Source organism: Pseudomonas peradeniyensis (genome assembly GCF_014268935.2).
Lineage (GTDB): Bacteria > Pseudomonadota > Gammaproteobacteria > Pseudomonadales > Pseudomonadaceae > Aquipseudomonas > Aquipseudomonas peradeniyensis.
This window is the reverse complement of the sequence record NZ_JABWRJ020000001.1, coordinates 1,516,751-1,540,113: the sequence shown is the minus strand read 5'-3', so window position 1 is coordinate 1,540,113 and position 23,363 is coordinate 1,516,751. Positions and strand designations below refer to the sequence as shown.

The following is a 23,363-nucleotide window of genomic DNA, read 5'->3' as shown; positions in this document are numbered from 1 at the left end:
GCGCCCCTTCAAAGGAGAACAGCATGTCCGCCGCCCCTACCCTGCAAAGCTTCATCGCCGGCCGCTGGATTGGCCAGCACGGCGCCCAGGCCCTGCGCAGCGCCCTCGACGGCCACGTCCTGGCCTACAGCCACGAAGAGCGCCCGGACTTCGCCGAGGCCGTGGATTTCGCCCGGGCCCAGGGCCTCAAGCAGCTGCTGGCCATGGATTTCCAGCAGCGCGCCGCCCGCCTCAAGGCCCTGGCGCTGTACCTGGCCGAGCGCAAGGAGCAGCTCTACGCCCTGTCCCACCACTCAGGCGCCACCCGCGCCGACAGCTGGATCGACATCGAGGGCGGCAACGCCACGCTGTTCGCCTACTCCAGCATGGGCCGGCGCGAGTTGCCGTCGGGCAACCTGGTGCATGAAGGGCCGGCGATCTCGTTGGGCAAGCAAGGCCATTTCGCCGGCAGCCATATCCTGGTGCCGCGCACCGGGGTGGCCGTGCATATCAACGCCTTCAACTTCCCGATCTGGGGCATGCTGGAGAAGTTCGCCCCGACCTTCCTCGCCGGCATGCCGTGCATCGTCAAGCCCGCCACCGCCACCAGCTACCTCACCGAAGCGGTGGTACGCCTGATGAACGAATCGGGCCTGTTGCCGGCTGGCAGCCTGCAACTGGTGATCGGCAGCACGGGTGATCTGCTCGACCGTCTGCAGGGTCAGGACGTGGTGACCTTCACCGGCTCCGCCGACACGGCGGCCAAGCTGCGCGTGACCCCGAACCTGATCCGCCACTCGGTGCCCTTCACCGCCGAGGCCGACTCGCTGAACTGCGCCATCCTCGGCCCGGACGTCAGCCCCGACAGCGAGGAGTTCGAGCTGTACATCAAGGAAGTGGCGCGGGAGATGACCACCAAGGCCGGGCAGAAATGCACGGCGATCCGCCGCGCCATCGTCCCGGCCAAACACCTCGACGCGGTGGCCACCCGCCTGCGCGAGCGGCTGCGCAAGGTGGTGGTGGGCGATCCTGCGGTCGAGGGCGTGCGCATGGGTGCGCTGGCCTCCCACGACCAGCAGCGCGATGTCGGCGAGCGCGTGCGCCAGTTGCTGGACAGCTGCGAGCAGTTGCTGGGGGCCAGTGACGGTTTCACCCCGCTCGGCGACGGCGTGGCCGAGGGCGCGTTCTTCGCCCCGACCCTGCTGTTGGCCCGCGACCCGCATGCCGAGGGCGGTGCCCATGACATCGAGGCGTTTGGTCCGGTGAGCACACTGATGGCCTACGACGACCTCGACGAGGCCCTGGCCCTGGCCGCCCGCGGCAAGGGCAGCCTGGTGGCATCGCTGGTGACCGCCGACCGCGCCGTGGCGGCCAAGGCCATCCCGGTGGCGGCGGCCTGGCATGGGCGGCTGCTGGTGCTCGACAGCGAGGCGGCCAAGGAATCCACCGGCCATGGCTCGCCATTGCCGCAGCTCAAGCATGGCGGCCCCGGCCGTGCCGGCGGCGGCGAGGAGCTGGGCGGCCTGCGCGCGGTCAAGCACTACCTGCAACGTGCCGCCGTGCAAGGCTCGCCAAGCATGCTGATGGCGGTGACCGGTGAATACGTGCGCGGCGCCGAGGTGATCGAGACCGAGGTGCACCCGTTCCGCCGCCATTTCGACGACCTGCGCATCGGCGAGTCGCTGCTCACCCACCGGCGTACAGTGACCGAAGCCGACCTGGTCAATTTCGGCTGTCTGTCGGGCGATCACTTCTACATGCACTTCGACGAGATCGCGGCGAAGCAGTCTCAGTTCGGCAAACGCATCGCCCATGGCTACTTCGTGCTGTCGGCAGCGGCCGGGTTATTTGTTTCTCCGGGCCAGGGGCCAGTGCTAGCCAACTATGGCCTGGACACGCTGCGCTTCATCACCCCGGTAGGGATCGGCGACACCATCCAGGCACGGTTGACCTGCAAGCGCAAGATCGACCAGGGCAAGACCAGCCCGCAAGGGCAGGCACAAGGGGTGGTGGCGTGGGATGTGGAGGTGACCAACCAGCTGGGTGAGCTGGTGGCCAGTTATGACATCCTGACGTTGGTGGTTAAGCGGTGAGCGTGGTTGGGTGGCGAGGGGCCTGGCGATAAGCGGCCATCCCTTTCAAGGTCTTGCGATTGCTGGGGTCGCTTTGCGACCCTTTCGCGGCACAAGGCCGCTCCTACAGGAGATTCGCGCCTCTGTAGGAGCGGCCTTGTGCCGCGAAAGGGCTGCAAAGCAGCCCCGGCAAGTCCAAGCCGGACGCCAATGCTCAGCATCTTGAAATTGCCATCACTATGCCACCTCGCACATCCGCCCTACATCGCGCAACGCCACCTCGGCGCTATAGTCGGCCCACCGCCCCACCGCCAGCCCCCCTTCCTGGCGGTGGGTGCGCCGTACCGAGAACAATGCCAAGGAAGCAACGCGATGATCCCCATGTCCTTCCCCTTCAAGTCCCTGTTCCTGCTCGCCGGCCTCGCCGCCCTGGCCGGTTGCCAGACCGCCAGCCCCAGCGCCGACACCCTCAAGCAGCGTACCGAGGTCACCCTCGGCGTGCCGGTAAGCAAGGTCAGCAACCTGCGCAGCGACTCCAACACCACCTACTTCACCGCCAGCACCTCCAAGGGCCAGTTTGATTGCCAGGTGCCCAGCGGCGGCCTGGTCGCCGTGGCCGGCATGGGCATCTACACCCCGTCCCCCACCTGCTGGAAGGAAGGCCAGGCCCCCGTCTTCCAGTGACACCCTCAAGCGCCGGCCTGAACCGCCGGCGCCGCTGCCGTCTCGCGCAGGGCACGCAACGCCGCGCGCAACTCGGCAGGCCGCACCGGCTTGGCCAGCACCGCGATGCCCCGCGCCTGCAAGGCGCCCTGCAACCTGTCGATGTCGTGACCGGTCATGATCAGCGCCGGCACAGCGGCGCCGCGCTGCGCGCGCAACTGGTCGATGCAGTCGATGCCGGTGGCCTGCGGCCCCAGGTCGTAGTCGGCGACGATCACATCGCAGTCGCTGACCAGGCCATGGGGCGAGCTCTCGGCCTGGACCTCGCATCCCCAGCGTTGCAGCAGGGCGCTGGTGGCCTGCAGCACGTTGTGGTCGTCCTCCACCAGGCACACCCGCAACCCCGTGAGCAGGCCCGCCTGCACGGCCTGGTCGAGCGTGGCCCGCGGCACTTGCGCAGGGGCCTTGGCCAGCCCCTGCAGGGTCACGCAGGTGCCATGCCCCAGGCGCGAGCGCAGGCTGACCTCCAGGCCCATCAACCGCCCCAGGCGCTTGACGATGGCCAGGCCCAGGCCGACCCCCTCGACATCCTTGTCGCGCACTTCGCGCACCCGGTAGAACTCCTCGAACACCCGGCCCTGGTGCTCCTCGGCAATCCCCCGACCCTGGTCGCAGACGACGATGGCCAGGCCCTGCCCGCGAGGCCGCACGCCGATCAGCAGCGGGCGGCCGGCGGCGTACTTGAAGCTGTTGGACAGCACGTTCTGCACCATGGTCGCCAGCATGCCCGGGTCGGCGCGGATCCAGTGACGGCTCGGCATCAGGCGCATCTCGACCCCGGCCCAGCGCGCCGCTTCGCTGTTCTGGCGCAGCAGCTCGCGCAAAAAGCCGTCCACGGCAATGGTCTCCCATTTCGGCTGCACCCGGCCGTTGTCCAGGGTGTACAGGTCGAGGATCGAGCGGAACAGCTGCGAGACGTTGAGCAGCGAGCGGTCGATGCTGTCCACCAGGCGCCGCTCCTCCTCGCCCAGGCGCGCCTCGCGCAGGCAGGCGGTGAACAGGCCGATGGAGTGGATCGGCTGGCGCAGGTCGTGGCTGGCCTGGGCCAGGAAGCGGGATTTCTCGCGGGTCGCGGCCTCGGCCAGGGCCGTGGCCTTGCGCGTGCGCTCCAGCAGCAGGTGAGCGTAGAACGGGATCAGGGTGCTGGTGGTCAGCAGCATCGGCAGCAGGAACGGCTGCTCCTGCCAGTAGGGCGTCAGCCGCCACACCACCAGCAACGCGGCCAGGGCCAGCACCGTGGCGATGGCCAGGTAGCGCGAACCGAAGCGCATGCCGTTGCCCAGGTTGATCCATACCATCACCGCATACAGCGGCAATGCGGTCTCGCCGCCGACCACCAGGCCGAAGCAGGTACCGGTGTAGTCGCCGAGCATGCCGAAGATCCGCCGCGCCGGGTAATGCCCGGGCCAGCGCTTGATGGCCTGGCGCATGCCAATCGAGACCACCACGAAACCTGCGTAGTAGAGCAGTACCGGCAGGTAGGTGGCCGGCGAGCGTCCCGGCAGGAAGCCCAGCAGCGCCACGTAGCTGATCGCGCAGGAGGCGACGATGATGCGCAGGTTGGCTTGGTCCAGTTCGTTGTTCTTCTCGAACCTCATGGGGTAACGTCCTTGTGCGCCAGTCGGCATTTGCGGCATGCATCATGGGAAAAAGCCGCAGTTGACTGCTAAATTAGCATGTGTCGGACGACAGGGAGTTCCTCGACGTGAGTTGCCGCATCATCGTGGCGGACGACCATCCGCTGTTCAGGGAAGCCATGGTCAACACCGCGCGGCGCATCCTGCCCGACGCCCGGCTGGAGGAAGCCGGCAGCCTGGCCGATGTGTTGCGCCTGGCCACCTTGGGCGCCACGCCCGACACCCTGATCCTCGACCTGCGCTTTCCCGGCCTTACCTGCATCGGCCGCCTCGCCGAGCTACGCCGACAGTTGCCGCGCACCACGCTGATCGTCGTGTCGATGGTCGATGACCCGGAGGTGATCTGCGAAGTCATGGCCGCCGGTGTCGATGGCTTTATCGGCAAGAGCGTCAGCCCTGCGGAAATCGGCGCGGCCATCCTCGCCATCCGCGCCGGCGAGGTGGTGGTCAACTACCTGCCCAGCGGCCTGCTGCCGCAACTGGGAACCCCCAGCGAGTTGGAACAGCTCACCCATCGCCAGCAGGACGTGCTGCGCCTGATCGCCCAGGGCAAGACCAACAAGGAGATCGCACGGGCGCTGGATATCTCGCCGTTCACGGTGCGTATTCATGTGTCTTCGCTGCTCAAGACCCTCAATGTACCAACCCGCACGGCAGCGGCGGTGAAGTATTCGGGGAACTGAGAAACCATCAGACGATTGTGTGTGACTGCGTGGGAGCGGGCTTGCCCCGCGATGCAATGCCTGGCACCGGCTTTGCCGGTGTTCGCGGGGCTAGCCCGCTCCCACGTTGATTCAGGTACCTGCCCGATTTCCCGCAGTTCGCCTCGACGCCTCACACCCGCCAGTGCACATCAGTGATGCCATGCCGCTCGGCCATCGGCCGGCTGACCTTCTTGATCTTTTCCCGCCCGAACTTCGGGATGATCCCCAACCCCGCATCGCAACTTGCCCAGTGCCAGGCTTCGGCATTGTCCATGTGCTCCTGGCGGATGATGAAACGCCGCGGCTCTCCGTGCAGCCGGTATTCAATGGTAAATAGCTGGGGACTTGGCATTGCCGCAGGCCCTCCTCTTCTCCATGGATGACTCTCTGACTGATCACCCCGTGCGTTGAAAATTCAAAAAATTATCAGGCAAGGCCAAGGGAGGAGCCGAGACTCAAGATCCGTCGGTCCTGTACAAGCGAATGCCCTGTTGCCGGGGCGCAAGCGGACACTGGCCTTGTTGACCCCTGCGTGTTCTCTGGCATAATTCGTACAACCTACCGGTCGGTAGGTTATTTTTTGCCAACGGATTTCCCAGTCATGCCTGCCTCCAACCTGCGCTTCGCCGCCTCCCTCGCCCTGATCGGCGCCCTCGGCCCTTCGGCCATCGACATGTACCTGGCCAGCCTGCCGGAAATGGCCCGCGACTTCGCCACCGGCTATACCCAGGTGCAGCTGACCCTGACCGTGTTCTTGCTGGCGATGGGCGCCGGCCAGTTGCTGTTCGGCCCCGTGGTCGACGCCGTGGGCCGTCGTCGTCCACTGCTCGCGGGGCTGATGGTGTTCAGCCTGGCCTCCCTCGGCGCAGCCGCCGCGCCTTCGCTGGACCTGTTGCTGATCGCACGCCTGGTCCAGGGCCTGGCCAGCGCGCTGACGCTGGTGGTGATCATGAGCATGGTGCGCGACAGCGCCGACGGCGCGCGGGCGGCGCAGATCTTCGCCCTGCTGATGACCATCGAAGGCCTGGCGCCGATCCTCGCCCCGGCGCTGGGCGGGGTGATCGACGCCGCCTATGGCTGGCGGGCAATCATGCTGGTGCTGGCCGCTCTGGGCCTGCTGACCCTGCTCAATTCGATGCTGACGCTCGGCGAAACCTTGCCTGCAGGGCAGCGGGTACGCCTGGCACCAACCACTGCATGGCGCACCTATGCGCGCATCGCCGCCGACGGCGCCTTCATGCGACCGGCCCTGGCGTTGTCGGCGGTGTTCTTCTTCCTGTTCGCCTACATCGCCGGCTCCGCCTACGTGTATCAGCAGTATTTCGGTCTTTCCAGCGCCCACTTCGGCCTGCTGTTCGGGGCCTGCGGCGTGGCCATCCTGCTCGGCGCGGCGCTGTCCGGCTACTGGGTGACGCGCCATGGCGTGGCCCGCGTGGCCTGGTGGGGTGCGCTGTGCATGGGTGGCGGCGCGCTGCTGACGGTGGTCGCCGGGCTGACCGCCGCGGGCCTGCCGCTGCTGCTGGCGGGCGTGGTACTGGCGCTGTTTGGCCTGGGGATCTGCGAGGCCACCTTGATGGCCCTGGCGATGTCGTCGCAACAACGTGACGTCGGCTCTACCGCAGCGTTGCTCGGTGCCCTGCAACTGGTGATCTCGTCCAGTGCCACACCGTTGGCCGGGCACCTGGCCACACTGGGACCGCTGGCCTGGGCCTGGCTGCTGGCGGCCGCTGCCCTGGTCATCGTCGGTTTGACCAGCGCCGCCATGGCAAAGACAATCAGCGCCCCTAGCGTCAACCCGGAGTGACCGCCTTGAAAGCCCTGACCCCTTCCGCCGCGCGCATCTGCGACCATGCCGTCGAGCACTTTGCCGAACACGGCTACGACGGCTCGTCGCTGAACGAGATCGCCGTCCTGGCGGGCATGCGCAAGGCGTCGCTGTATGCCCACTTCGCCAACAAGGACGCGTTGTTCGTGCGCGCCTTCGAACGGGCGCTGGCGGACGAGACCGCCTACGTCGAGGCCGGATTCGGCCTCGAGGCGGCGGGCCGCGAGGCACCGGGGCACTGGCACCCGCTGCACCTGGCCGAGCGCTACGCCGCCTCGGCCAACCTGCGCTTCGTGCTGCGCACGGCGTTCCTGCCGCCAGCGCCAATCCGTGCGATCGTCACCGGCGGCTTCGAGGCCTACCTGGAGCAGATCCGCCTGGGCTTCTGCCAAGCGCTGCGCGAGCGCCACGCCTGGGCTCGCAGCGATGGCAACAAGCTTGAGCTGTATGGCGATGCGTACCTGGGGATCATCGACAGCCTGCATGTGGAGCTGCTGTATGCGAACCCGGCGGTGTATGCGCGGCGAGCAGCTTCGTTGCTGAAGATTCTCGATGATTCGCTGTATCTTGCCGGTCTGTAGGGGGACCCTGTACACGATTCAAGGGCCCTATCGCGGGGCAAGCCCGCTCCCACGTTTACCCGTGGGAGCGGGCTTGCCCCGCGATAGGGGTGACCAGCGTTCACGGCATCAGGGCCTGACTTTCTTCAGCTCATTCAGTAGTCCCATCAACTGCTCCAGCTTGTCCTCGCCGAACTGACGCTGGATTTCCTGATAATTGCGCTCCATCTCCTCGCTCATGGCCAGGAACGCCTGCTGGCCACGCACGGTCAGGCTGATGAAGATCCGCCGCTGGTCCTCCGGCGACTTGCGCCGGCCCACCAGGCCATCACGCTCCAGGCGCTTGAGCACGCCGCTCATGCTCGGCTTGAGGATGCAGGCCAGGTCCGCCAACTGGTGGCTTTCCAGCTCGCCTTGCTGGCGCAGGATGCGGATCACCCGCCACTGCTGCTCGGTCAGGTCATGGGCATTGAGGGCCGGACGGAAGAACGCCATGGTCGCTTCGCGGGCCTGCAACAGGGTCAACGTCAGGGAAGGTCTAGGATTGGTCATCAGGATAAACGACTGGTTTTATTAAGATATTAATAAAGTGAAAACCATTTTCACCCGTGCTGTCCAGCCCCTGTGAAAAGTACCAGCGCTCCTGGCAAACGCCCATTTTCCAGACACCACCCTCATTGCACGATCGGTTGAAGCCTGCAGCCCGGAGCCGATCACCCCCAAGTCAACGCAATCCCGCCTGGCGCTGGCGGTACTCCCCCGGCGTCATCTGCGCATGGCGCTGGAAGAAGCGGCTGAAATACGCCGGATCCTTGAACCCCAGCCGGTAGCAGATCTCGTTGGCCGAACCGCCGGTGTACAGCAGCAATCGCCGCGCCTCCTGCATCAGCCGTTCGAACACCAGGCGCTTGGACGGCAGGTCGGCCATGCGCCGGCACACATCGTTCAGCCGCGCCTCGGTCACCCCTAGCGCCGCCGCATAGGCCGGCAGCGTCCAGTGGTCGAGGTAGTGGCGCTCGATCAGCTCGTTGAAGCGATGGAACAGCTGCAGGTCCTCGTGCCGCGCGGGCGTGGCCTCCAGCGAATTGGCGCCCAGGCGCAGCAGGCTGATCATCACCAGGCGCGCCAGGTCCTGCACGGCGGTGCCCTGCCCGGCCTGGCCATGGCCGATTTCATCGCCGAGCAGGTCGAACAGCTGCTCCAGGCGCCGTACCTCGCCGGCCGCCGCGCCCTGCAGGTGACCCAGGGCAACGCAGGCCGGTTGCAGCCGCGGGCCCAACGCCAGCCCAGGCTCGGCCTGCAGCAGTTGCCAGACCAGCTGCTGGCGTACGGTCAGCACATGGCCGTCGGCGTCGGCCTCGGTGACGAAGGCATGGGGAATGGTCGGCGGGGTGAGGAAGAACATCGGCCCGGACTCGTGGTAGCGCTGCTCGTCCAGGTACACCCGCACACTGCCGGTCTTCACGTAGTGCACCTGGAAGAAGCGGTCGTGGCGGTGCACAGGCATGTTGCGGCCGAAGAAACCGGCCAGGTTGCCCAGGCGGTCGTAGTGCACCTCGCTGTCGCTGTAGCGCTGGTCGTAGACCTGACCGATGTTGATGTTGGGGATCGGCTGTCGTTCTTTCATTGTTGTTCTCGCAGCGGTGAAACGCGCCGGGGAAACCATCGTAGCACCACCAGCCAGCGGTGGACGCCTTGACGATCGTTAACATATTAAATATAACGTTAACACATTAACAAAAACACCACGAGGCGCCCCCGGTCGCCTCAATCACCGCAGGAGAAAAGCATGAGCCGTGCCTTGCACGAGGTCGCCAACGGCAGCTTGTTCGGCGTCGCCCTGAACTACCAGGGCCTGCTGCAGCAGCATCTGGCATCCTTCCATGAAGCGCCGTACCGGCAGCCGCCGGTCAAGCCGGTGCTGTTCATCAAGACCCCGAACACCCGCAACGGGCATGCCCAACCGGTGACCTACCCCTCGGCAGTCGAGCACCTGCAACCCGGCCCCGCGCTGGGCGTGGTGATCGGCAAGGACGCCAGCCGCGTCAGCGTCGACGACGCCCTCGCGCATGTGGCCGGCTACACCATCGTCAACGAGTTCAGCCTGCCCGAGGACAGCTACTACCGTCCGGCGGTCAAGGCCAAGTGCCGCGACGGCTTCTGCGCCATCGGCCCGCAGCTGGTGCCGGCCGCGCAGGTCGGCAACCCCGACGCGCTGGGCATCCGCCTGTGGGTCAACGGCGAGCTGCGCCAGCAGAACAACACCGCCAACTGCGTGCGCGGCGTGGCCCGGCTGATCGCCGAGATCAGCGAGTTCATGACCCTGCATGCCGGCGACGTGCTGATCACCGGCACGCCCGAAGGCCGCGTCGATGTGCTGCCCGGCGACCGCGTGACGGTCGAGATCGACGGCCTTGGCCAACTGACCAACCCCATCGTCGCCGAACAAGGACTCGCCCCATGAAGCACGCCCGTATCCAGTTCGACGGCCAGGTCCATCAGGTCACCGTCGAGGACGACCAGCAACTGCGCCTGGCCGATGGTCGCCTGGTCCATGCCGACCAGGTCACCTGGCTGCCGCCGGCCACCGGCAACATGTTCGCCCTGGGCCTGAACTACGCCGACCACGCCGCCGAGCTGGCCTTCACCCCGCCCACCGAACCGCTGGCGTTCATCAAGTCGCCGGGCACCTACACCGGGCACGAGCAGGTCACCTGGCGCCCGGACAACGTCAAGTACATGCACTACGAGTGCGAGCTGGTGGCGGTGATCGGCAAGCCGGCGCGCAACGTCCGGCGCGAGGACGCCCTCGACTACCTGGCCGGCTACACGGTGTGCAACGACTACGCCATCCGCGACTACCTGGAGAACTACTACCGCCCCAACCTGAGGGTGAAGAACCGCGACGCCACCACCCCGGTGGGCCCGTGGATCGTCGACGTCGCCGACGTGCCGGATCCGTCGAAGCTGACGCTGCGCACCTGGATCAACGGCGAGCTGAAACAGCAAGGCAGCACCGCCGACATGATCTTCGACATCCCCTACCTGATCGAATACTTCTCCAGCTTCATGACCCTGCAGCCCGGCGACATGATCGCCACCGGCACACCGGAAGGCCTGGCCGACGTGGTGCCGGGCGACGAGGTGGTGGTGGAAGTGCAAGGCGTCGGCCGCCTGGTCAACCGAATCGTCAGCGAAGCCGAGTTCTTCGCCCGCAAAGCACACGAGGCAACAGCATGATCAAGCACTGGATCAACGGCCGCGAAGTCGAGAGCCGCGACACCTTCATCAACTACAACCCGGCCACCGGCGAAGCCATCGGCGAAGTCGCCAGCGGCGGCGCCGAGGAAGTCGCCCAGGCCGTGGCCGCGGCCAAGCAAGCCTTCCCGAAATGGGCCAACACCCCGGCCAAGGAGCGCGCCCGGCTGATGCGCCGCCTGGGCGAGCTGATCGAACAGAACGTACCGCAGCTGGCCGAACTGGAAACCCTGGACACCGGCCTGCCGATCCATCAGACGCGCAACGTGCTGATCCCCCGGGCCTCGCACAACTTCGACTTCTTCGCCGAGGTGTGCACGCGCATGGACGGCCACACCTACCCGGTGGACGACCAGATGCTCAACTACACCCTGTACCAGCCGGTGGGCGTGTGCGGGCTGGTGTCGCCGTGGAACGTGCCGTTCATGACCGCCACCTGGAAGACCGCGCCGTGCCTGGCCCTGGGCAACACTGCGGTGCTGAAGATGAGCGAACTGTCGCCGCTGACCGCCAATGAGCTGGGACGCCTGGCGGTCGAGGCTGGCATCCCCAATGGCGTGCTCAACGTCATCCAGGGCTACGGCGCCACCGCCGGCGATGCCCTGGTGCGCCACCCGGACGTGCGCGCCATCTCGTTCACCGGCGGCACAGCCACCGGCCGCAAGATCATGCAGACGGCGGGCCTGAAGAAGTACTCCATGGAACTGGGCGGCAAGTCGCCGGTGCTGGTCTTCGAAGACGCCGACCTGGACCGTGCCCTGGATGCCGCGCTGTTCACCATCTTCTCGCTCAACGGCGAGCGCTGCACCGCCGGCAGCCGAATCTTCATCCAGGAGAGCGTGTACCCGCAGTTCGTCGCCGAGTTCGCCGCCCGCGCCAAGCGCCTGGTCGTCGGTGACCCGACCGATCCGAAGACCCAGGTCGGCTCGATGATCACCCAGCAGCACTACGACAAGGTCACCGGCTACATCCGCATCGGCCTCGAGGAAGGCGCACGCCTGGTGGCCGGCGGCCTGGAGCGTCCGGCCGGGCTGCCGGCGCACCTGGCCAAGGGGCAGTTCATCCAGCCGACGGTGTTCGCCGACGTGAACAACTCGATGCGCATCGCCCAGGAAGAGATCTTCGGCCCGGTGGTCTGCCTGATCCCGTTCAAGGACGAGGCCGAGGCGCTGCGGCTGGCCAACGACACCGAATACGGCCTGGCCTCGTACATCTGGACCCAGGACATCGGCAAGGCCCACCGCCTGGCCCGTGGCATCGAGGCGGGCATGGTGTTCATCAACAGCCAGAACGTGCGCGACCTGCGCCAACCGTTCGGTGGTGTGAAAGGCTCGGGTACCGGGCGCGAAGGTGGGCAATACAGCTTCGAGGTCTTCGCCGAGATCAAGAACGTGTGTATATCCATGGGTAGCCATCACATTCCGCGCTGGGGCATCTGACGTCATCGCGGGACAAGTCCGCTCCCACAAAGGCATCGGTTCGTGGGAGCGGGCTTGCCCCGCGATGCGGCCACAACAACAATCACAGGAGATTCCCATGGGCAAACTCGCTCTCGCCGCCAAGATCACCCATGTGCCCTCGATGTACCTGTCCGAACTGCCCGGCCCGCGCCAGGGCTTTCGCCAGGCGGCCATCGACGGCCACCACGAGATCGGCCGGCGCTGCCGCGAACTGGGCGTGGACACCATCGTCGTGTTCGACACCCACTGGCTGGTCAACGCCAACTACCACATCAACTGCGCCGCGCATTTCGAAGGCCTGTACACCAGCAACGAACTGCCGCACTTCATCGCCAACATGGACTACGGCTTCCCCGGCAACCCCGAACTGGGGCGGATCCTCGCCGAGGAGTGCAACCGCCTGGGCGTGGAGACCATGGCCCACGACGCCACCACCCTGGCCCCGGAATACGGCACCCTGGTGCCGATGCGCTACATGAACGCCGACCGTCACTTCAAGGTGATCTCGGTCTCGGCCCTGTGCACCTCGCACTACCTCAACGACAGCGCGCGCCTGGGCTGGGCCATGCGCAAGGCGGTCGAGGACCACTACGACGGCACCGTGGCCTTCCTCGCCAGTGGCTCGCTGTCGCACCGTTTCGCCCAGAACGGCCAGGCCCCGGACTTTGCCACCAAGGTATGGAGCCCGTTCCTGGAGACCCTCGACCACCGCGTGGTGCGCATGTGGCAGGACGGCGACTGGGCCGACTTCTGCGCAATGCTGCCCGAGTACGCGGTCAAGGGCCACGGCGAAGGCTTCATGCACGACACCGCCATGCTGCTCGGCGCCCTGGGCTGGTCGCAGTACGACGGCAAGGCCGAGGTGGTGACGCCGTACTTCGGCTCCTCCGGCACCGGCCAGATCAACGCGATCTTCCCGGTCACCCCGCAGGACGGCCGCGCGATCCCCGCCGCCCAGGCCTCGAACCCGGCCGGCGTCACCTCCACCAGCCGCCTGTAAGGAGCACCGTCATGCCCCATCTGGTCCTGCTCTACAGCCCGGACATCGAAGTCGACGCCGATATGCCCGGCCTGTGCCGCGCCCTGGCCGACTGCATGCTCGCCCAGCGCGATGAAGATGATCGACAGGTGTTCCCCACCGGCGGCACCCGCGTGCTGGCCTACCCGGCCGCCCACGCGGCGATCGCCGATGGCCGCGGCGACTACGGCTTCGTCTACGCCAACCTGCGCATGGGCAGCGGTCGTAGCACCGCGGTGCACCGGCAGGTCGGCGATGCGCTGCTGGCGGTGCTGCGTCGGCAGCTGGACGCGCTGCTGGAACGTCGCCCGGTCGGCGTGACCCTGCAGATCGATGAAAGCCAGGCGCAGGTGTACGACGCCAAGCACAGCAGCCTGCATCCCCTGTTCACCCGTCAGCCCTGAGGTCTCCATGCTCGACGCCCGCATTATCCAGCAAGCCGCCGCCCGCCTCGACCAGGCCGAGCGCACCCGCGAACAGGTCGGCCAGTTCTCCCTGGAACACCCCTCGATCAGCATCGAGGACGCCTACGCCATCCAGCGTGCCTGGGTGGCACAGAAGATCAAGGACGGCCGCAAGCTGGTCGGCCACAAGATCGGCCTCACCTCCCGGGCCATGCAGGTCTCCTCGAACATCACCGAGCCGGACTACGGCGCGCTGCTCGACGACATGCTGTTCGACGAAGGCAGCGACATTCCCTTCGAGCGCTTCATCGTGCCCCGGGTCGAGGTGGAGCTGGCGTTCATTCTCGGCAAGCCGCTCAAGGGGCCGAACGTGAGCCTGTTCGACGTGCTCGAGGCCACCGAGTGGGTGATTCCGGCCCTGGAGATCATCGACGCGCGCATCCAGCAGGTCGACCCGCTCAGCGGCGCCACCCGCAAGGTGTTCGACACCATCTCCGACAACGCCGCCAACGCCGGCGTGGTCATGGGCGGTCGCGCGGTACGCCCGGGCGACGTCGACCTGCGCAAGGTACCGGCGGTGCTGTACCGCAATGGCGTGATCGAGGAGTCCGGCGTGTCGGCGGCGGTGCTCAACCATCCGGCCAAGGGCGTGGCCTGGCTGGCCAACAAGCTGGCGCCATACGACGTGGGCCTCGAAGCCGGCCAGATCATTCTCGGCGGCTCGTTCACCCGCCCAGTGGCCGCCCGCCCCGGCGATACCTTCCACGTCGACTACGATCAACTCGGTTCGATCGCCTGCCGATTCATCTGAGGACCCGCCATGGACATGCCCATCAACACCTTCAAGCAACGCCTGCGCGCTGGCCAGGCGCAGATCGGCCTGTGGCTCGGCCTGGCCGACCCGTACTGCGCGGAGCTGGCGGCCAATGCCGGTTTCGACTGGCTGCTGCTCGACGGCGAGCACGCGCCCAACGACCTGCGCAGCCTGCTCGGCCAGTTGCAGGCGCTGGCGCCCTACCCGGCCCAACCCATCGTGCGCCCGGTGATCGGCGATACCGCGCTGATCAAGCAGTTGCTGGATATCGGCGCGCAGACCCTGCTGGTGCCCATGGTCGAAAGCGCCGAGCAGGCACGCCAGCTGGTGCGGGCGATGCGCTACCCGCCCCACGGCATGCGCGGTGTCGGCAGCGCGTTGGCACGAGCGTCGCGCTGGAACAGCCTGCCCGACTACCTGGACCAGGCCGACGAACAGATGTGCCTGCTGGTGCAGGTGGAGAACCGCGAAGGCCTGGCCAACCTCGATGCGATCTGCGCTGTCGAAGGCGTCGATGGCGTGTTCATCGGCCCCGCCGACCTCAGCGCCGCCATGGGCCACCGGGGCAACCCGGGGCATCCAGAAGTGCAGGCGGCCATCGACGACGCCATCGTGCGCATCGGCCGTGCCGGCAAGGCGGCGGGGATCCTCAGCGCCGACGAAGCGCTGGCGCGCCGGTATATCGAGCTGGGCGCGGCGTTCGTCGCCGTGGGAGTGGACACCACGGTGCTGATGCGCGGCTTGCAGGGGTTGGCGGGCAAGTTCAAGGAAGGGGCCGCTACCAGCGCCCAGGGCGGTGTCTACTAGTCCGGCCTGGTAGCGCGTAAGCTCGATGTTGGGAGCGGTCCGGTGACAGCAGGAAGCAGCACTGGCCCCTCCGGCAGCACCATGCTAGCCTCCGCGCGCCCCGCACTGCGGGGCCGCAACAACGTCGAATCAAGGAGTCAGGCAATGGACCTGCAGTTTCTGGGCACCTCTTCCGGTGTGCCCACCAAGGCCCGCAACGTCAGTGCGACCGCGGTCATCGAATCCTCCGGCACCGGCTGGTACCTGGTCGATTGCGGCGAAGGCACCCAGCACCAGTTGCTGCACAGCCCGCTGTCGGTGCGCGACCTGCGCGCCATCCTCATCACCCATGTGCACGGCGACCACTGCTTCGGCTTGCCGGGGCTGCTGGCCAGCGCCGGCATGTCGGGGCGCAAGGAACCCTTGCAGCTGGTGCTGCCGGCCGAGCTGCAGGCCTGGGTGCGCCAGAGCCTGGCGGTCAGCGATACCTACCTGCCCTTCGAGCTGCAGATGCAGCCGGTCGAGACCTTCACCGGGCTGGAACATGGCAATGTGCAGATCGGTGTGGTCGAGCTGTCGCATCGGGTGCCATCCTACGGTTTCGTGTTCGAGGAGCGTGACCCAGAGCCACGGCTGGACACCCAGCGCCTGCAGGCCGACGGCATCCCCGCCGGGCCGTTGTGGGGGCAACTGGCCCGTGGCAGAACTGTCGAGCACGAGGGACGCCAGCTCGACCCGCAGGCCTACCTGCAACCGACGCGCCCGGCGCAGCGGATCATCGTCTGCGGCGACAACGACCGCCCGGAGCTGTTGAGCACGCTGGCGGCTAACGTGGATGTGCTGGTCCACGAGGCGACCTTCACCCAGCCGGTGGTCGAGCGTGCCCAGGCCACCTTCGGCCACAGCACCGCTGCAGCGGTGGCGCGCTTTGCCGAAACGGCTGGCGTGAGGAACCTGGTGCTGACGCATTTCAGTGCTCGCTACCAGTCGGGCGGTGGGCGTGGCGGCTCCATCGAGGAGGTGCGTGAAGAAGCGCAGGCTCATTACAACGGGCACCTGACCCTGGCCCGGGACCTGCAGCGTTATCGGCTTGGCCGTGATGGGGTGTTGGTCGAGGTGGAGTAACGCCCCGGACAGAGACCTTTCGTGGGAGCGGGCTTGCCCCGCGATGAGGCCTGACCGGGCACCCTCATTGCCTGATCGGACGCTATCGCGGGGCAAGCCCGCTCCCACGAAAGACCGCACAATGCTACCGATTCCTGGGCGATCTCCTGCCGCGTCAATGCGCCGGATGCTGCTCCACGCTGGCCGCCAGGCAGTAGCGATCCCGCCCCTGGCGCTTGGCTTCATAAAGCGCCGCATCCGCCGCCGCCATCAGGTTCTCCGGGGTCACCGTCTCCAGCGTCGGTGCGCCCACCGCGATACCGGCACTGGCCGTGACATGCCCCAACGGGCTGCCGGCATGCTCGATGCTCAGCCGACGCAACAGCTGCAGGATCTCCTGGACGATCTGGCTGGCACCCTGGACATCGGTATCGGGCAACAACAGGGTGAACTCCTCGCCACCATAACGCACCGCCAGATCCCCTGGGCGCTTCAGCGCCTGTCGCAACAGCTCGGCGAAACGCCGCAGGCACTGGTCGCCCGCCGGGTGGCCATAGCGGTCGTTGTAGGCCTTGAAGTAGTCCAGGTCGAGCATCACCAGTGCCAGCGGCCGGCCCTGGCGCCGCGCCCGACGGATCTCCGGTTCGAACACCGCATCCAGCCGCCGGCGGTTGCCCAGCCCGGTCAGGCTGTCACTCAGGGCCAGCGCCTTGAGGGTCTGGTGGGCCTGGTGCAGCGCGCGCTCGATGGCGATGCGCTCGCGCAATTGGCGCAGGACGATCCAACCGAAGCCGGCCAGGCCGACCAGCAGCAGGACCAGCACGGCCAGTGACTTGATCATGTCATGCCGCCAGGGCGCGACGATCGACTCGCGGGACAAGCCCGCCTGCACCACCAGCGGATAGCTGGACAGCGCGCGGAACGCATACAGCCGAGTGGTGCCATCAACCACCGCCACCGCCTCGGCCACCCCTTCGCTGGCGTAGGGCAGGTAAAGTCGGAAGATCTCGCTGCCGGCCAGGCTGCGACCAATGACCTGCTCGACGAACGGCCGGCGCACGAGGATGGTGCCGTCGCGCTTGGCCAGCACCAGGGCGCCACGTTCATCGATCTTGAAATCACCGTAGTAACGCACGAACCAGTCGACCTTGATGGTGCCCAGCAGCACCCCGGCGAAGCGCCCATCGGGGAGGTCCAGGCGCCGCGAGATGGGGATGATCAGGTCGCCCGTGGAACGGCTGCGCACCACCGAGCCGATACGCACCTGGCGATCGGCGTGGGTCTGGTGGTAGATGAAATAGTCGCGGTCGGCGTTATTGGCGCCCGGCGGCACGGCATCCTTGTCGGTGACGATCCAACTGCCATCGGCGCCATAGACGAACAGGCCGTGCAACTGCGGCATGATCTGCACCTGTTGCTTTAACAGGGCGTGCATCCGCGGTCGATCGACATGGACAAAGCCATCGCCTTCCAGGCGCTCGGCCAAGACCGCGGTGATCGCGTCCACCTGGCGGATGGCGTCCTCGGCGTGCTGGGCCGTGGCCCGGGCCAGGTTGGTGACCGCATTCTCGGCATCGCCGAACGCCTGCCGGTACTCGCGCCAGATCCGCCAGCCCTCGATCAGCACGAATGCCAGCATCACCACCGCCATGAAACCCAGCACCAGGCGGAACAACGACACGGCGCGGCCCTCGCCGGTCACCGCGAAGACGCCGTCATCAGTCTGTTTCCTGGCTGCTGCCATCAAAGTCCCTTGTCGTCACGCACTGGCCGCTCATCACTATAGTCCAGCGCTACTTCTGGGTGTTCACAGCAGATGCATGGGCACAAGGCCGCTCCCACAGGGCCCCGTTCAACTCTATGCCCCTAGCTCCGCCACGATCATCTCCATCAACGCCCGCACTCGCCTCGGCTGCACCCGGGTCGGCGGATAGACGATCTGCAGCGCCACCGGTCCGGCGCTGAAGTCGCCCAGCACCTCCACCAGCCGGCCACTGTCCAGGTCATCGCGCACATCGCGCAGCGACTTCAGGCACAGGCCATGCCCGTCCACAGCCCAGCGCCGCACCTGCTCGCCGTTGTTGGCAACCCGCCGGCCGCGCACGCTGACCGAATGCGCCACCGAGTCCAGGCGGAACGGCCAGACCCGCTCGGTATGGATGCCGAAGCGCATGACGATACAGTCGTGCCGCGCCAGGTCGTCCGGGTGCAACGGTGTACCGTGCCGACGCAGGTAAGCGGGCGCGGCGCACACCACCCGGCGGTTGTCGCCCAGGGGCCGGGCGCGCAGGGTGCTGTCGGCCAGGGTGCCGTAGCGGATGGCGAAGTCGATGCCCTGCCCTACGAGGTCGACGTAACCATCGGTCAGGTCCAGGTCGATCGATACATCGGGATGCGCCTCAAGGAAGCGGCCGAGCAGTGGCGCGATGCAGTGCTGGCCGAGGTCCACCGGGGCGCTCAGGCGCACCAGGCCGGAGATCTTCTGCTGGCCGTGGCGCAGCTGGCTCTCCAGCTCGTCGGCCTCGGCCAGCAGGCGCCGGGCGCCGTCGGCCAGCAGGCGACCGGCATCGGTCAGGCTGAGCGAGCGGGTGCTGCGGGTCAGCAGCGCCACCCCGTAATGCGCCTCCAGCGCCGACAGGCGCTCGGACACCGTGGCTGGTGACAGTCCGCGCTCACGGCCCGCCGCCGACAGGCTGCCCTTTTCGATGATGGTGAGGAACAACGCCAGTTGATCCAGCATAGCTTTCGACTTTTCCGAAATATGATTTTTGCTTTCGGCTGATTATTAGCGATTTTTTCGCTAATTACACTGCCCGGCATCGAAACCCATGCACTCAGGAGCAAACCGATGACCAGCAGAAGAGACTTCATGAAAGGCACCCTCGCCGGCGGCATCGCCGTGGCGGCGGGCGCGGCACTGGCAAGCGAACCCGGCAGCAGCAACGGGGCGACGCCAGGCAGCGGCGGTGGCAAGGCGTTCTGGCCCAACGGCGCGCAACTGGTGATCTCGGTGTCGTTGCAGTTCGAATCGGGCGGGCAGCCGGAGCATGCCGAAAGCCCCTTCCCGCCCCTGGACCCACGCTACCCCGACACCATCGCCCCCAGCTGGTACCGCTATGGCCCGCTGGAAGGCGTGCCGCGCCTGCTCGCGCTGTTCGACCGGCACGGCATCAAGGTTACTTCGCACATGGTCGGCAAGGCCGTGCAAGCCTACCCGGAGCTGGCGGCCGAGGTGGTCCGGCGCGGTCACGAGGCCGCCGGGCACGGCCTGCACTGGGCGCCCCAGTACAGCCTGACGCCCGCCGAGGAGCGCCGCCAGTACCAGCAGGCCAGCGCCATCATCGAGCGCATCACCGGGCAACGTCCGCTGGGTTTCAACGCGTTCTGGATGCGCCACTCCCGCGAGACCCTGAATATCCTCCAGGACCTGGGCTTCCTCTACCACATCGACGACCTGGCCCGTGACGAGCCCTCGATCACCCCGGTGCGCGGCAAGCCGTTCGCCGTGGTGCCCTACACCCTGCGCAACAACGACATCGGCCGCATCGCCGGGTCCACGGCGATGACTGGCGCGGCCTTGCTGCAGGAGCTCAAGGACGAGTTCGACGTACTGTACGCCGAAGGCCGCCAGCGCCGTCGACTGATGTCGCTGTCGGCCCATGACCGCATCGGCGGCACACCCACCGTGGTGCGGGCGCTGGACCAGTTCTTCAGCTATGCCCGCAGCCATGCCGGGGTGGCGTTCATGCGCAAGGACGACATCGCCCGCTGGACCCTGGCCCAGGGCGATGCGCCGGTCAATCCGCCGCGGGTGTTCGGCTGATTGCAGGCCGGCCAAGCCGCTCCTACAGCCCCGCCAGGCCCGCCTGGCGCATGAACGCCAGGTTGTCCTCCAGATGCCAGTCCTCGGCGATCCGGCCATCGGCGATGCGATAGATGTCCATGGCGATGAAGTCGATGGCCTGGCCCTGACCCTGGTGCTCGCCCAGCATGCCGGTGAAATGGCCGGTGAAGCGCAGCGCCGCGGTGACCCGATCGCCGGCGACGATCATCTGCAGCACCTCGCAGCGCAGGTCCGGCACCGCCGCGCGGAATGCCCGGGAAGCCTTCAGCGGCCCTTCGACGCCCTGCGCCCGCCCCGGCGGCAGGGTGTTGTCGCGAAAGTCGGCGGCCAGCGCGGCGCGGGCCATGGCCTCGTCGCCGGTGTTCCAGAAGGTGTCGTAACGGCGGGCGGCGAGGATCTGCTGCTGCGCCTGGGCCGCGGGCAGGCTCTGGTCGACCACCAGCGTGACCGGCGTCACCAGTTCGCTGGCGTTGCCCAGATTGGCCGCCGCAGTCAGCAGCAGCGTGGAGATCCAGCGGGCGGCACGCAGCGCCGAAGCCTTGGTTTCGGTGTTCATCCTGATTTCCTTCAGTGCGTTTACAAGGGGGCATGGCGCGGCCGCAAACCATGGACAACAGCCTAACCAGCCCCGACCAAGCGCTCAAGAAGGCACTTTTCACTCACCTGATTACCTTGGAGTAACCCATGGCCCACTACCGCGAATGCCCGGCCTACGACGTCTTCGCCCCGAACTGCCCGGCACGCCTGGTGCTCGATCGCCTGGCCGACAAATGGGTGCTGCTGCTCATCGACCGCCTCAGCGCCGGCGAACGGGTACGCTTCAACCAGCTGCGCCGGGATATCGCTGGCGTCTCGCAGAAGGTGCTGTCGCAGACCCTGAAGAAGCTCGAGCGCGACGGCCTGGTGGAACGCCAGGTACACCCGACCGTGCCGCCCACCGTCGAGTACGCCCTGACCGAGCTGGGCGCGACACTGGGTGGTACGGTGGAACAACTGGCGCATTGGGCGGAGTCGAACATGCCGGCGATTGTTCAGGCTCGTCGCCACTATGACGATCGACTGGACTGAAGGCCGCCCCGGTACAAGCCCACCTCATTCTGACCCGCTACCTGCCGCAGTCATCGTTTCTAGAGAAACTTCCTACACAGCATTAGGACGCGTATGGCAAGACGTCCCCTTGCCTCTTTTCTATCGTGCTTACCACTGGGGGTGTCCCTCCAAGCTGTCACTCCCGACAAGCACCAAAGCGGCCACGCCCCTCGGCCGCTTCCCGTACGCGTACTCAAGGAAGCAGTTCCGCATGCCTGAAACAGCCCTTTCATCCCAGGACAAGATCTACCAGGACGTCCTCGACGGCAACCTGCCCAAGCCCGTCGAGCTGTGCATCCCCTGCACCCTCCCCGGCGCGATGTTCTCCCTCGAGGGCGACGAGGGCTGCGACTTCCTGCTGGGCATTCCACGCCAGGGCGTCGGCCCCGCCTGGTTCCGCGACAACCCATGGATCCGCGACACGGCCCGCAACCATCGCGACACCTTTTTGCAGCAGGTCCTGGAGCAGGCCGGCAGCACCTACGGCGATGCCTGGCTCGCCGAGTTCCATGCCTTCGCCGCGCGCGAAAAACTGCAGCTGGTCTGCATCGACGAGCAGATGCGCCTGGACGACCTGGCGCCGCCCGTGCTCGACCACATGGGCGTGCGCACCCACCAGGGCATGGGCTTCGAACTGCACAGCAATTTCTTCTTCGCCGATCACAGCATCTACTTCGCCACCTTCACCCACGCCCGCTGGTCCGAAGCCCCTCGCGAGGAGTACCTGGACGACCAGGGCGAACGGCACATCAGCCCGCCCTACACCTGGCATTCGCCCAGCGGCCTCTACCCCGTCGACCAGGCCTGCACGCAACTGGCCGCCCACTTCGCCGAGGCCAAGGCCAGGTCGCGCACCTGGGAGGGCGTCAAGGGCGCCGCCGAGCTCGCCCTCGGCCTGCTGGCCACGGTACCGGTGGTGCGCGGCATTCGCGGCGGCGTCAGCGCCGGGCGCTACGCCTTCCTCGCCCTGGAGGGCGCCCTGGCCGCCGACGCCATGGTCGACGGCAGCAGCCGCATGATCACCGGCGAAGGCCTGAGCATCGGCGAGGCGTTCTTCACCGAGCTGGCCAGCCTGGCCAACCCCACCACCGCCGAGGCCCGGGGCAAGCAGGTGTTCATGGCCATCAACCTGGCCCTGCTGCTGCCCAACGCCCTGGGCGGCGCGCGCTGGTTGATGCACAAGCTGCGGCCCGGCAGCGTCACCACGGTACGCCTGGACAACGCCGCGCTGACCGAGGAGCAGGTACGCCGCCTGGGCCGGCGTGAGGCCGGCGAGGTCAGCGTGCTCGAGACCCGCATCGACCGCCCGGCCCGCGACGGCGGGCTGGCGGTGCGCGCCAGCGAGCTGCACGCCATCGACCGCAACGCCAGCCGGATAGCGCTGGAGGTGGTCGGCGGGCGTGCCGACTACGCCTACATGGCCACGACGATGCGCGACCGCCTGGTGGCGCTGATCAGCCACGCCGTCGGGCCGGTGCGCATGGGCGGCGGCCTGACCCGGGTGGTGGCCGATGCAGGCGAAGAGGCACTGGCCGCGGCGCTGGTCAGCCACTGGAAGGTCAAGCCGGAGAACATCCTCGGCATGAGCCCCCATCCCTCGCGAGCCAGCCAGTTCGGTTTGAAGAACAAGAGCGACCAGGGCATCGACATGCTGGTCTACGTGCCGCCACCGCCATCGATGAGCGTGCGCAACCCGACGAACCAGCAGATGCGGCATCACATCGACGGGATCAAGGGGGTGGCGCCGATGGAAGAGTTGCAGTTTGCCGAGGGGACGTTGTTGGTGATCGAGGTGAAGACGACGTTGGGGAAAACCAAGACGCCGGGGTTTCTAAAGACGCAGGCAGTCGGAGGATCGGAAAATTTACGGCGTATCCAAGGGCTAATCACAAGGCAACATCAGGGTTGGACAATTGACAACCTAAGGAAAGCAGACCCTGAAGTCGCTTCCAAACTGCAGGCTGTTGAGAATGGCCTACTTGACGAGAAACTTTCCTTCCTGCACGCACAGGTATTTTTCAACCCCAATGGTCAACCAAACACCTTGGTTGGCAACCCCACTGGCATTCAGATAAACAACTGGTAA

The 23,363-nt window shown here is 66.8% G+C and carries 23 protein-coding genes; 16 read left to right on the top strand and 7 right to left on the bottom strand.

Annotation, left to right across the window (positions count from 1 at the left end; translation table 11 throughout):
* Positions 1-23: 23 nt before the first annotated feature.
* Together paaZ and HU751_RS06675 are read left to right on the top strand one after the other, a co-directional pair.
* Positions 24-2,072 (top strand): phenylacetic acid degradation bifunctional protein PaaZ, encoded by a 2,049-nt coding sequence (gene paaZ / locus HU751_RS06680; RefSeq protein WP_186732786.1) that lies wholly within the window; start codon positions 24-26, stop codon positions 2,070-2,072.
* A 351-nt stretch (positions 2,073-2,423) separates the two neighbouring features.
* Complete coding sequence (locus tag HU751_RS06675; RefSeq protein WP_050705697.1) at positions 2,424-2,735, top strand: hypothetical protein; 312 nt, start codon at positions 2,424-2,426, stop codon at positions 2,733-2,735.
* Between the two features lie 5 nt (positions 2,736-2,740).
* Here the strand turns inward: HU751_RS06675 and HU751_RS06670 are convergent, their stop codons facing one another.
* Positions 2,741-4,372, bottom strand: coding sequence for an ATP-binding response regulator (locus tag HU751_RS06670; RefSeq protein WP_186732785.1), 1,632 nt, complete (start codon positions 4,370-4,372; stop codon positions 2,741-2,743).
* Between the two features lie 107 nt (positions 4,373-4,479).
* On the opposite strand from HU751_RS06670, the gene HU751_RS06665 reads away from it, so the two are divergent.
* Positions 4,480-5,094 carry a LuxR C-terminal-related transcriptional regulator gene (locus tag HU751_RS06665; protein WP_186732784.1) on the top strand — a complete coding sequence of 205 codons (615 nt, stop codon included), beginning with the start codon at positions 4,480-4,482 and terminating at the stop codon, positions 5,092-5,094.
* Between the two features lie 151 nt (positions 5,095-5,245).
* Here HU751_RS06665 and HU751_RS06660 read toward each other — a convergent pair whose 3' ends face one another.
* Positions 5,246-5,467, bottom strand: a complete 222-nt coding sequence (locus tag HU751_RS06660; protein ID WP_050705694.1) for a DUF6555 family protein — start codon at positions 5,465-5,467, stop codon at positions 5,246-5,248.
* A gap of 249 nt (positions 5,468-5,716) precedes the next feature.
* Between HU751_RS06660 and HU751_RS06655 the strand changes: the two genes are divergently transcribed.
* On the top strand, positions 5,717-6,919 hold the full coding sequence (locus HU751_RS06655) for a multidrug effflux MFS transporter (protein WP_186732783.1): 1,203 nt from the start codon (positions 5,717-5,719) through the stop codon (positions 6,917-6,919).
* Positions 6,920-6,924: 5 nt separating this feature from the next.
* Positions 6,925-7,521, top strand: coding sequence for a TetR/AcrR family transcriptional regulator (locus HU751_RS06650; RefSeq protein WP_186732782.1), 597 nt, complete (start codon positions 6,925-6,927; stop codon positions 7,519-7,521).
* A 108-nt stretch (positions 7,522-7,629) separates the two neighbouring features.
* Here the strand turns inward: HU751_RS06650 and hpaR are convergent, their stop codons facing one another.
* On the bottom strand, positions 7,630-8,052 hold the full coding sequence (hpaR, locus tag HU751_RS06645) for a homoprotocatechuate degradation operon regulator HpaR (protein ID WP_186714313.1): 423 nt from the start codon (positions 8,050-8,052) through the stop codon (positions 7,630-7,632).
* A gap of 172 nt (positions 8,053-8,224) precedes the next feature.
* The gene (gene hpaA / locus HU751_RS06640) at positions 8,225-9,127 is read right to left on the bottom strand and encodes a 4-hydroxyphenylacetate catabolism regulatory protein HpaA (protein ID WP_028688922.1); all 903 of its coding nucleotides are present in this window, start codon (positions 9,125-9,127) and stop codon (positions 8,225-8,227) included.
* A 162-nt stretch (positions 9,128-9,289) separates the two neighbouring features.
* Between hpaA and HU751_RS06635 the strand changes: the two genes are divergently transcribed.
* The 8 genes from HU751_RS06635 (at position 9,290) to HU751_RS06600 (ending at position 16,365) form a co-directional block, all read left to right on the top strand.
* Positions 9,290-9,964, top strand: a complete 675-nt coding sequence (locus HU751_RS06635) for a fumarylacetoacetate hydrolase family protein (protein ID WP_186732781.1) — start codon at positions 9,290-9,292, stop codon at positions 9,962-9,964.
* A complete protein-coding gene (locus HU751_RS06630; protein ID WP_186732780.1) occupies positions 9,961-10,740 on the top strand; it encodes a fumarylacetoacetate hydrolase family protein in 780 nt (259 codons plus the stop codon). The genes HU751_RS06635 and HU751_RS06630 overlap by 4 nt, the downstream gene beginning before the upstream one ends.
* The gene (gene hpaE / locus HU751_RS06625; protein ID WP_186732779.1) at positions 10,737-12,197 is read left to right on the top strand and encodes a 5-carboxymethyl-2-hydroxymuconate semialdehyde dehydrogenase; all 1,461 of its coding nucleotides are present in this window, start codon (positions 10,737-10,739) and stop codon (positions 12,195-12,197) included. Before HU751_RS06630 ends, hpaE begins: the two co-directional genes overlap by 4 nt.
* Before the next feature lie 97 nt (positions 12,198-12,294).
* The gene (gene hpaD, locus HU751_RS06620) at positions 12,295-13,218 is read left to right on the top strand and encodes a 3,4-dihydroxyphenylacetate 2,3-dioxygenase (protein WP_186732778.1); all 924 of its coding nucleotides are present in this window, start codon (positions 12,295-12,297) and stop codon (positions 13,216-13,218) included.
* An 11-nt stretch (positions 13,219-13,229) separates the two neighbouring features.
* Positions 13,230-13,640: a 5-carboxymethyl-2-hydroxymuconate isomerase gene (locus tag HU751_RS06615; protein WP_186732777.1), complete on the top strand. Its 411-nt coding sequence runs from the start codon at positions 13,230-13,232 to the stop codon at positions 13,638-13,640.
* A gap of 7 nt (positions 13,641-13,647) precedes the next feature.
* Positions 13,648-14,451, top strand: coding sequence for a 2-oxo-hept-4-ene-1,7-dioate hydratase (gene hpaH, locus HU751_RS06610; RefSeq protein ID WP_186732776.1), 804 nt, complete (start codon positions 13,648-13,650; stop codon positions 14,449-14,451).
* A gap of 9 nt (positions 14,452-14,460) precedes the next feature.
* Positions 14,461-15,261, top strand: a complete 801-nt coding sequence (gene hpaI, locus HU751_RS06605; RefSeq protein WP_186732775.1) for a 4-hydroxy-2-oxoheptanedioate aldolase — start codon at positions 14,461-14,463, stop codon at positions 15,259-15,261.
* A gap of 144 nt (positions 15,262-15,405) precedes the next feature.
* Positions 15,406-16,365, top strand: coding sequence for a ribonuclease Z (locus tag HU751_RS06600; RefSeq protein ID WP_186732774.1), 960 nt, complete (start codon positions 15,406-15,408; stop codon positions 16,363-16,365).
* 154 nt (positions 16,366-16,519) lie between these two features.
* On the opposite strand, the gene HU751_RS06595 is transcribed toward HU751_RS06600, so the two are convergent.
* Together HU751_RS06595 and HU751_RS06590 are read right to left on the bottom strand one after the other, a co-directional pair.
* On the bottom strand, positions 16,520-18,088 hold the full coding sequence (locus HU751_RS06595) for a sensor domain-containing diguanylate cyclase (protein WP_186732773.1): 1,569 nt from the start codon (positions 18,086-18,088) through the stop codon (positions 16,520-16,522).
* A gap of 114 nt (positions 18,089-18,202) precedes the next feature.
* Positions 18,203-19,084, bottom strand: coding sequence for a LysR family transcriptional regulator (locus HU751_RS06590; protein ID WP_186732772.1), 882 nt, complete (start codon positions 19,082-19,084; stop codon positions 18,203-18,205).
* A gap of 108 nt (positions 19,085-19,192) precedes the next feature.
* Between HU751_RS06590 and HU751_RS06585 the strand changes: the two genes are divergently transcribed.
* Positions 19,193-20,167 (top strand): polysaccharide deacetylase family protein, encoded by a 975-nt coding sequence (locus HU751_RS06585; RefSeq protein WP_186732771.1) that lies wholly within the window; start codon positions 19,193-19,195, stop codon positions 20,165-20,167.
* A gap of 22 nt (positions 20,168-20,189) precedes the next feature.
* Here the strand turns inward: HU751_RS06585 and HU751_RS06580 are convergent, their stop codons facing one another.
* Entirely contained in the window at positions 20,190-20,744 is a 555-nt protein-coding gene (locus HU751_RS06580) for an ester cyclase (RefSeq protein ID WP_186732770.1), read from the bottom strand.
* A gap of 128 nt (positions 20,745-20,872) precedes the next feature.
* Between HU751_RS06580 and HU751_RS06575 the strand changes: the two genes are divergently transcribed.
* Together HU751_RS06575 and HU751_RS26790 are read left to right on the top strand one after the other, a co-directional pair.
* Positions 20,873-21,256, top strand: coding sequence for a winged helix-turn-helix transcriptional regulator (locus HU751_RS06575; protein ID WP_084942673.1), 384 nt, complete (start codon positions 20,873-20,875; stop codon positions 21,254-21,256).
* 232 nt (positions 21,257-21,488) lie between these two features.
* Positions 21,489-23,363: a hypothetical protein gene (locus tag HU751_RS26790; RefSeq protein WP_225933233.1), complete on the top strand. Its 1,875-nt coding sequence runs from the start codon at positions 21,489-21,491 to the stop codon at positions 23,361-23,363.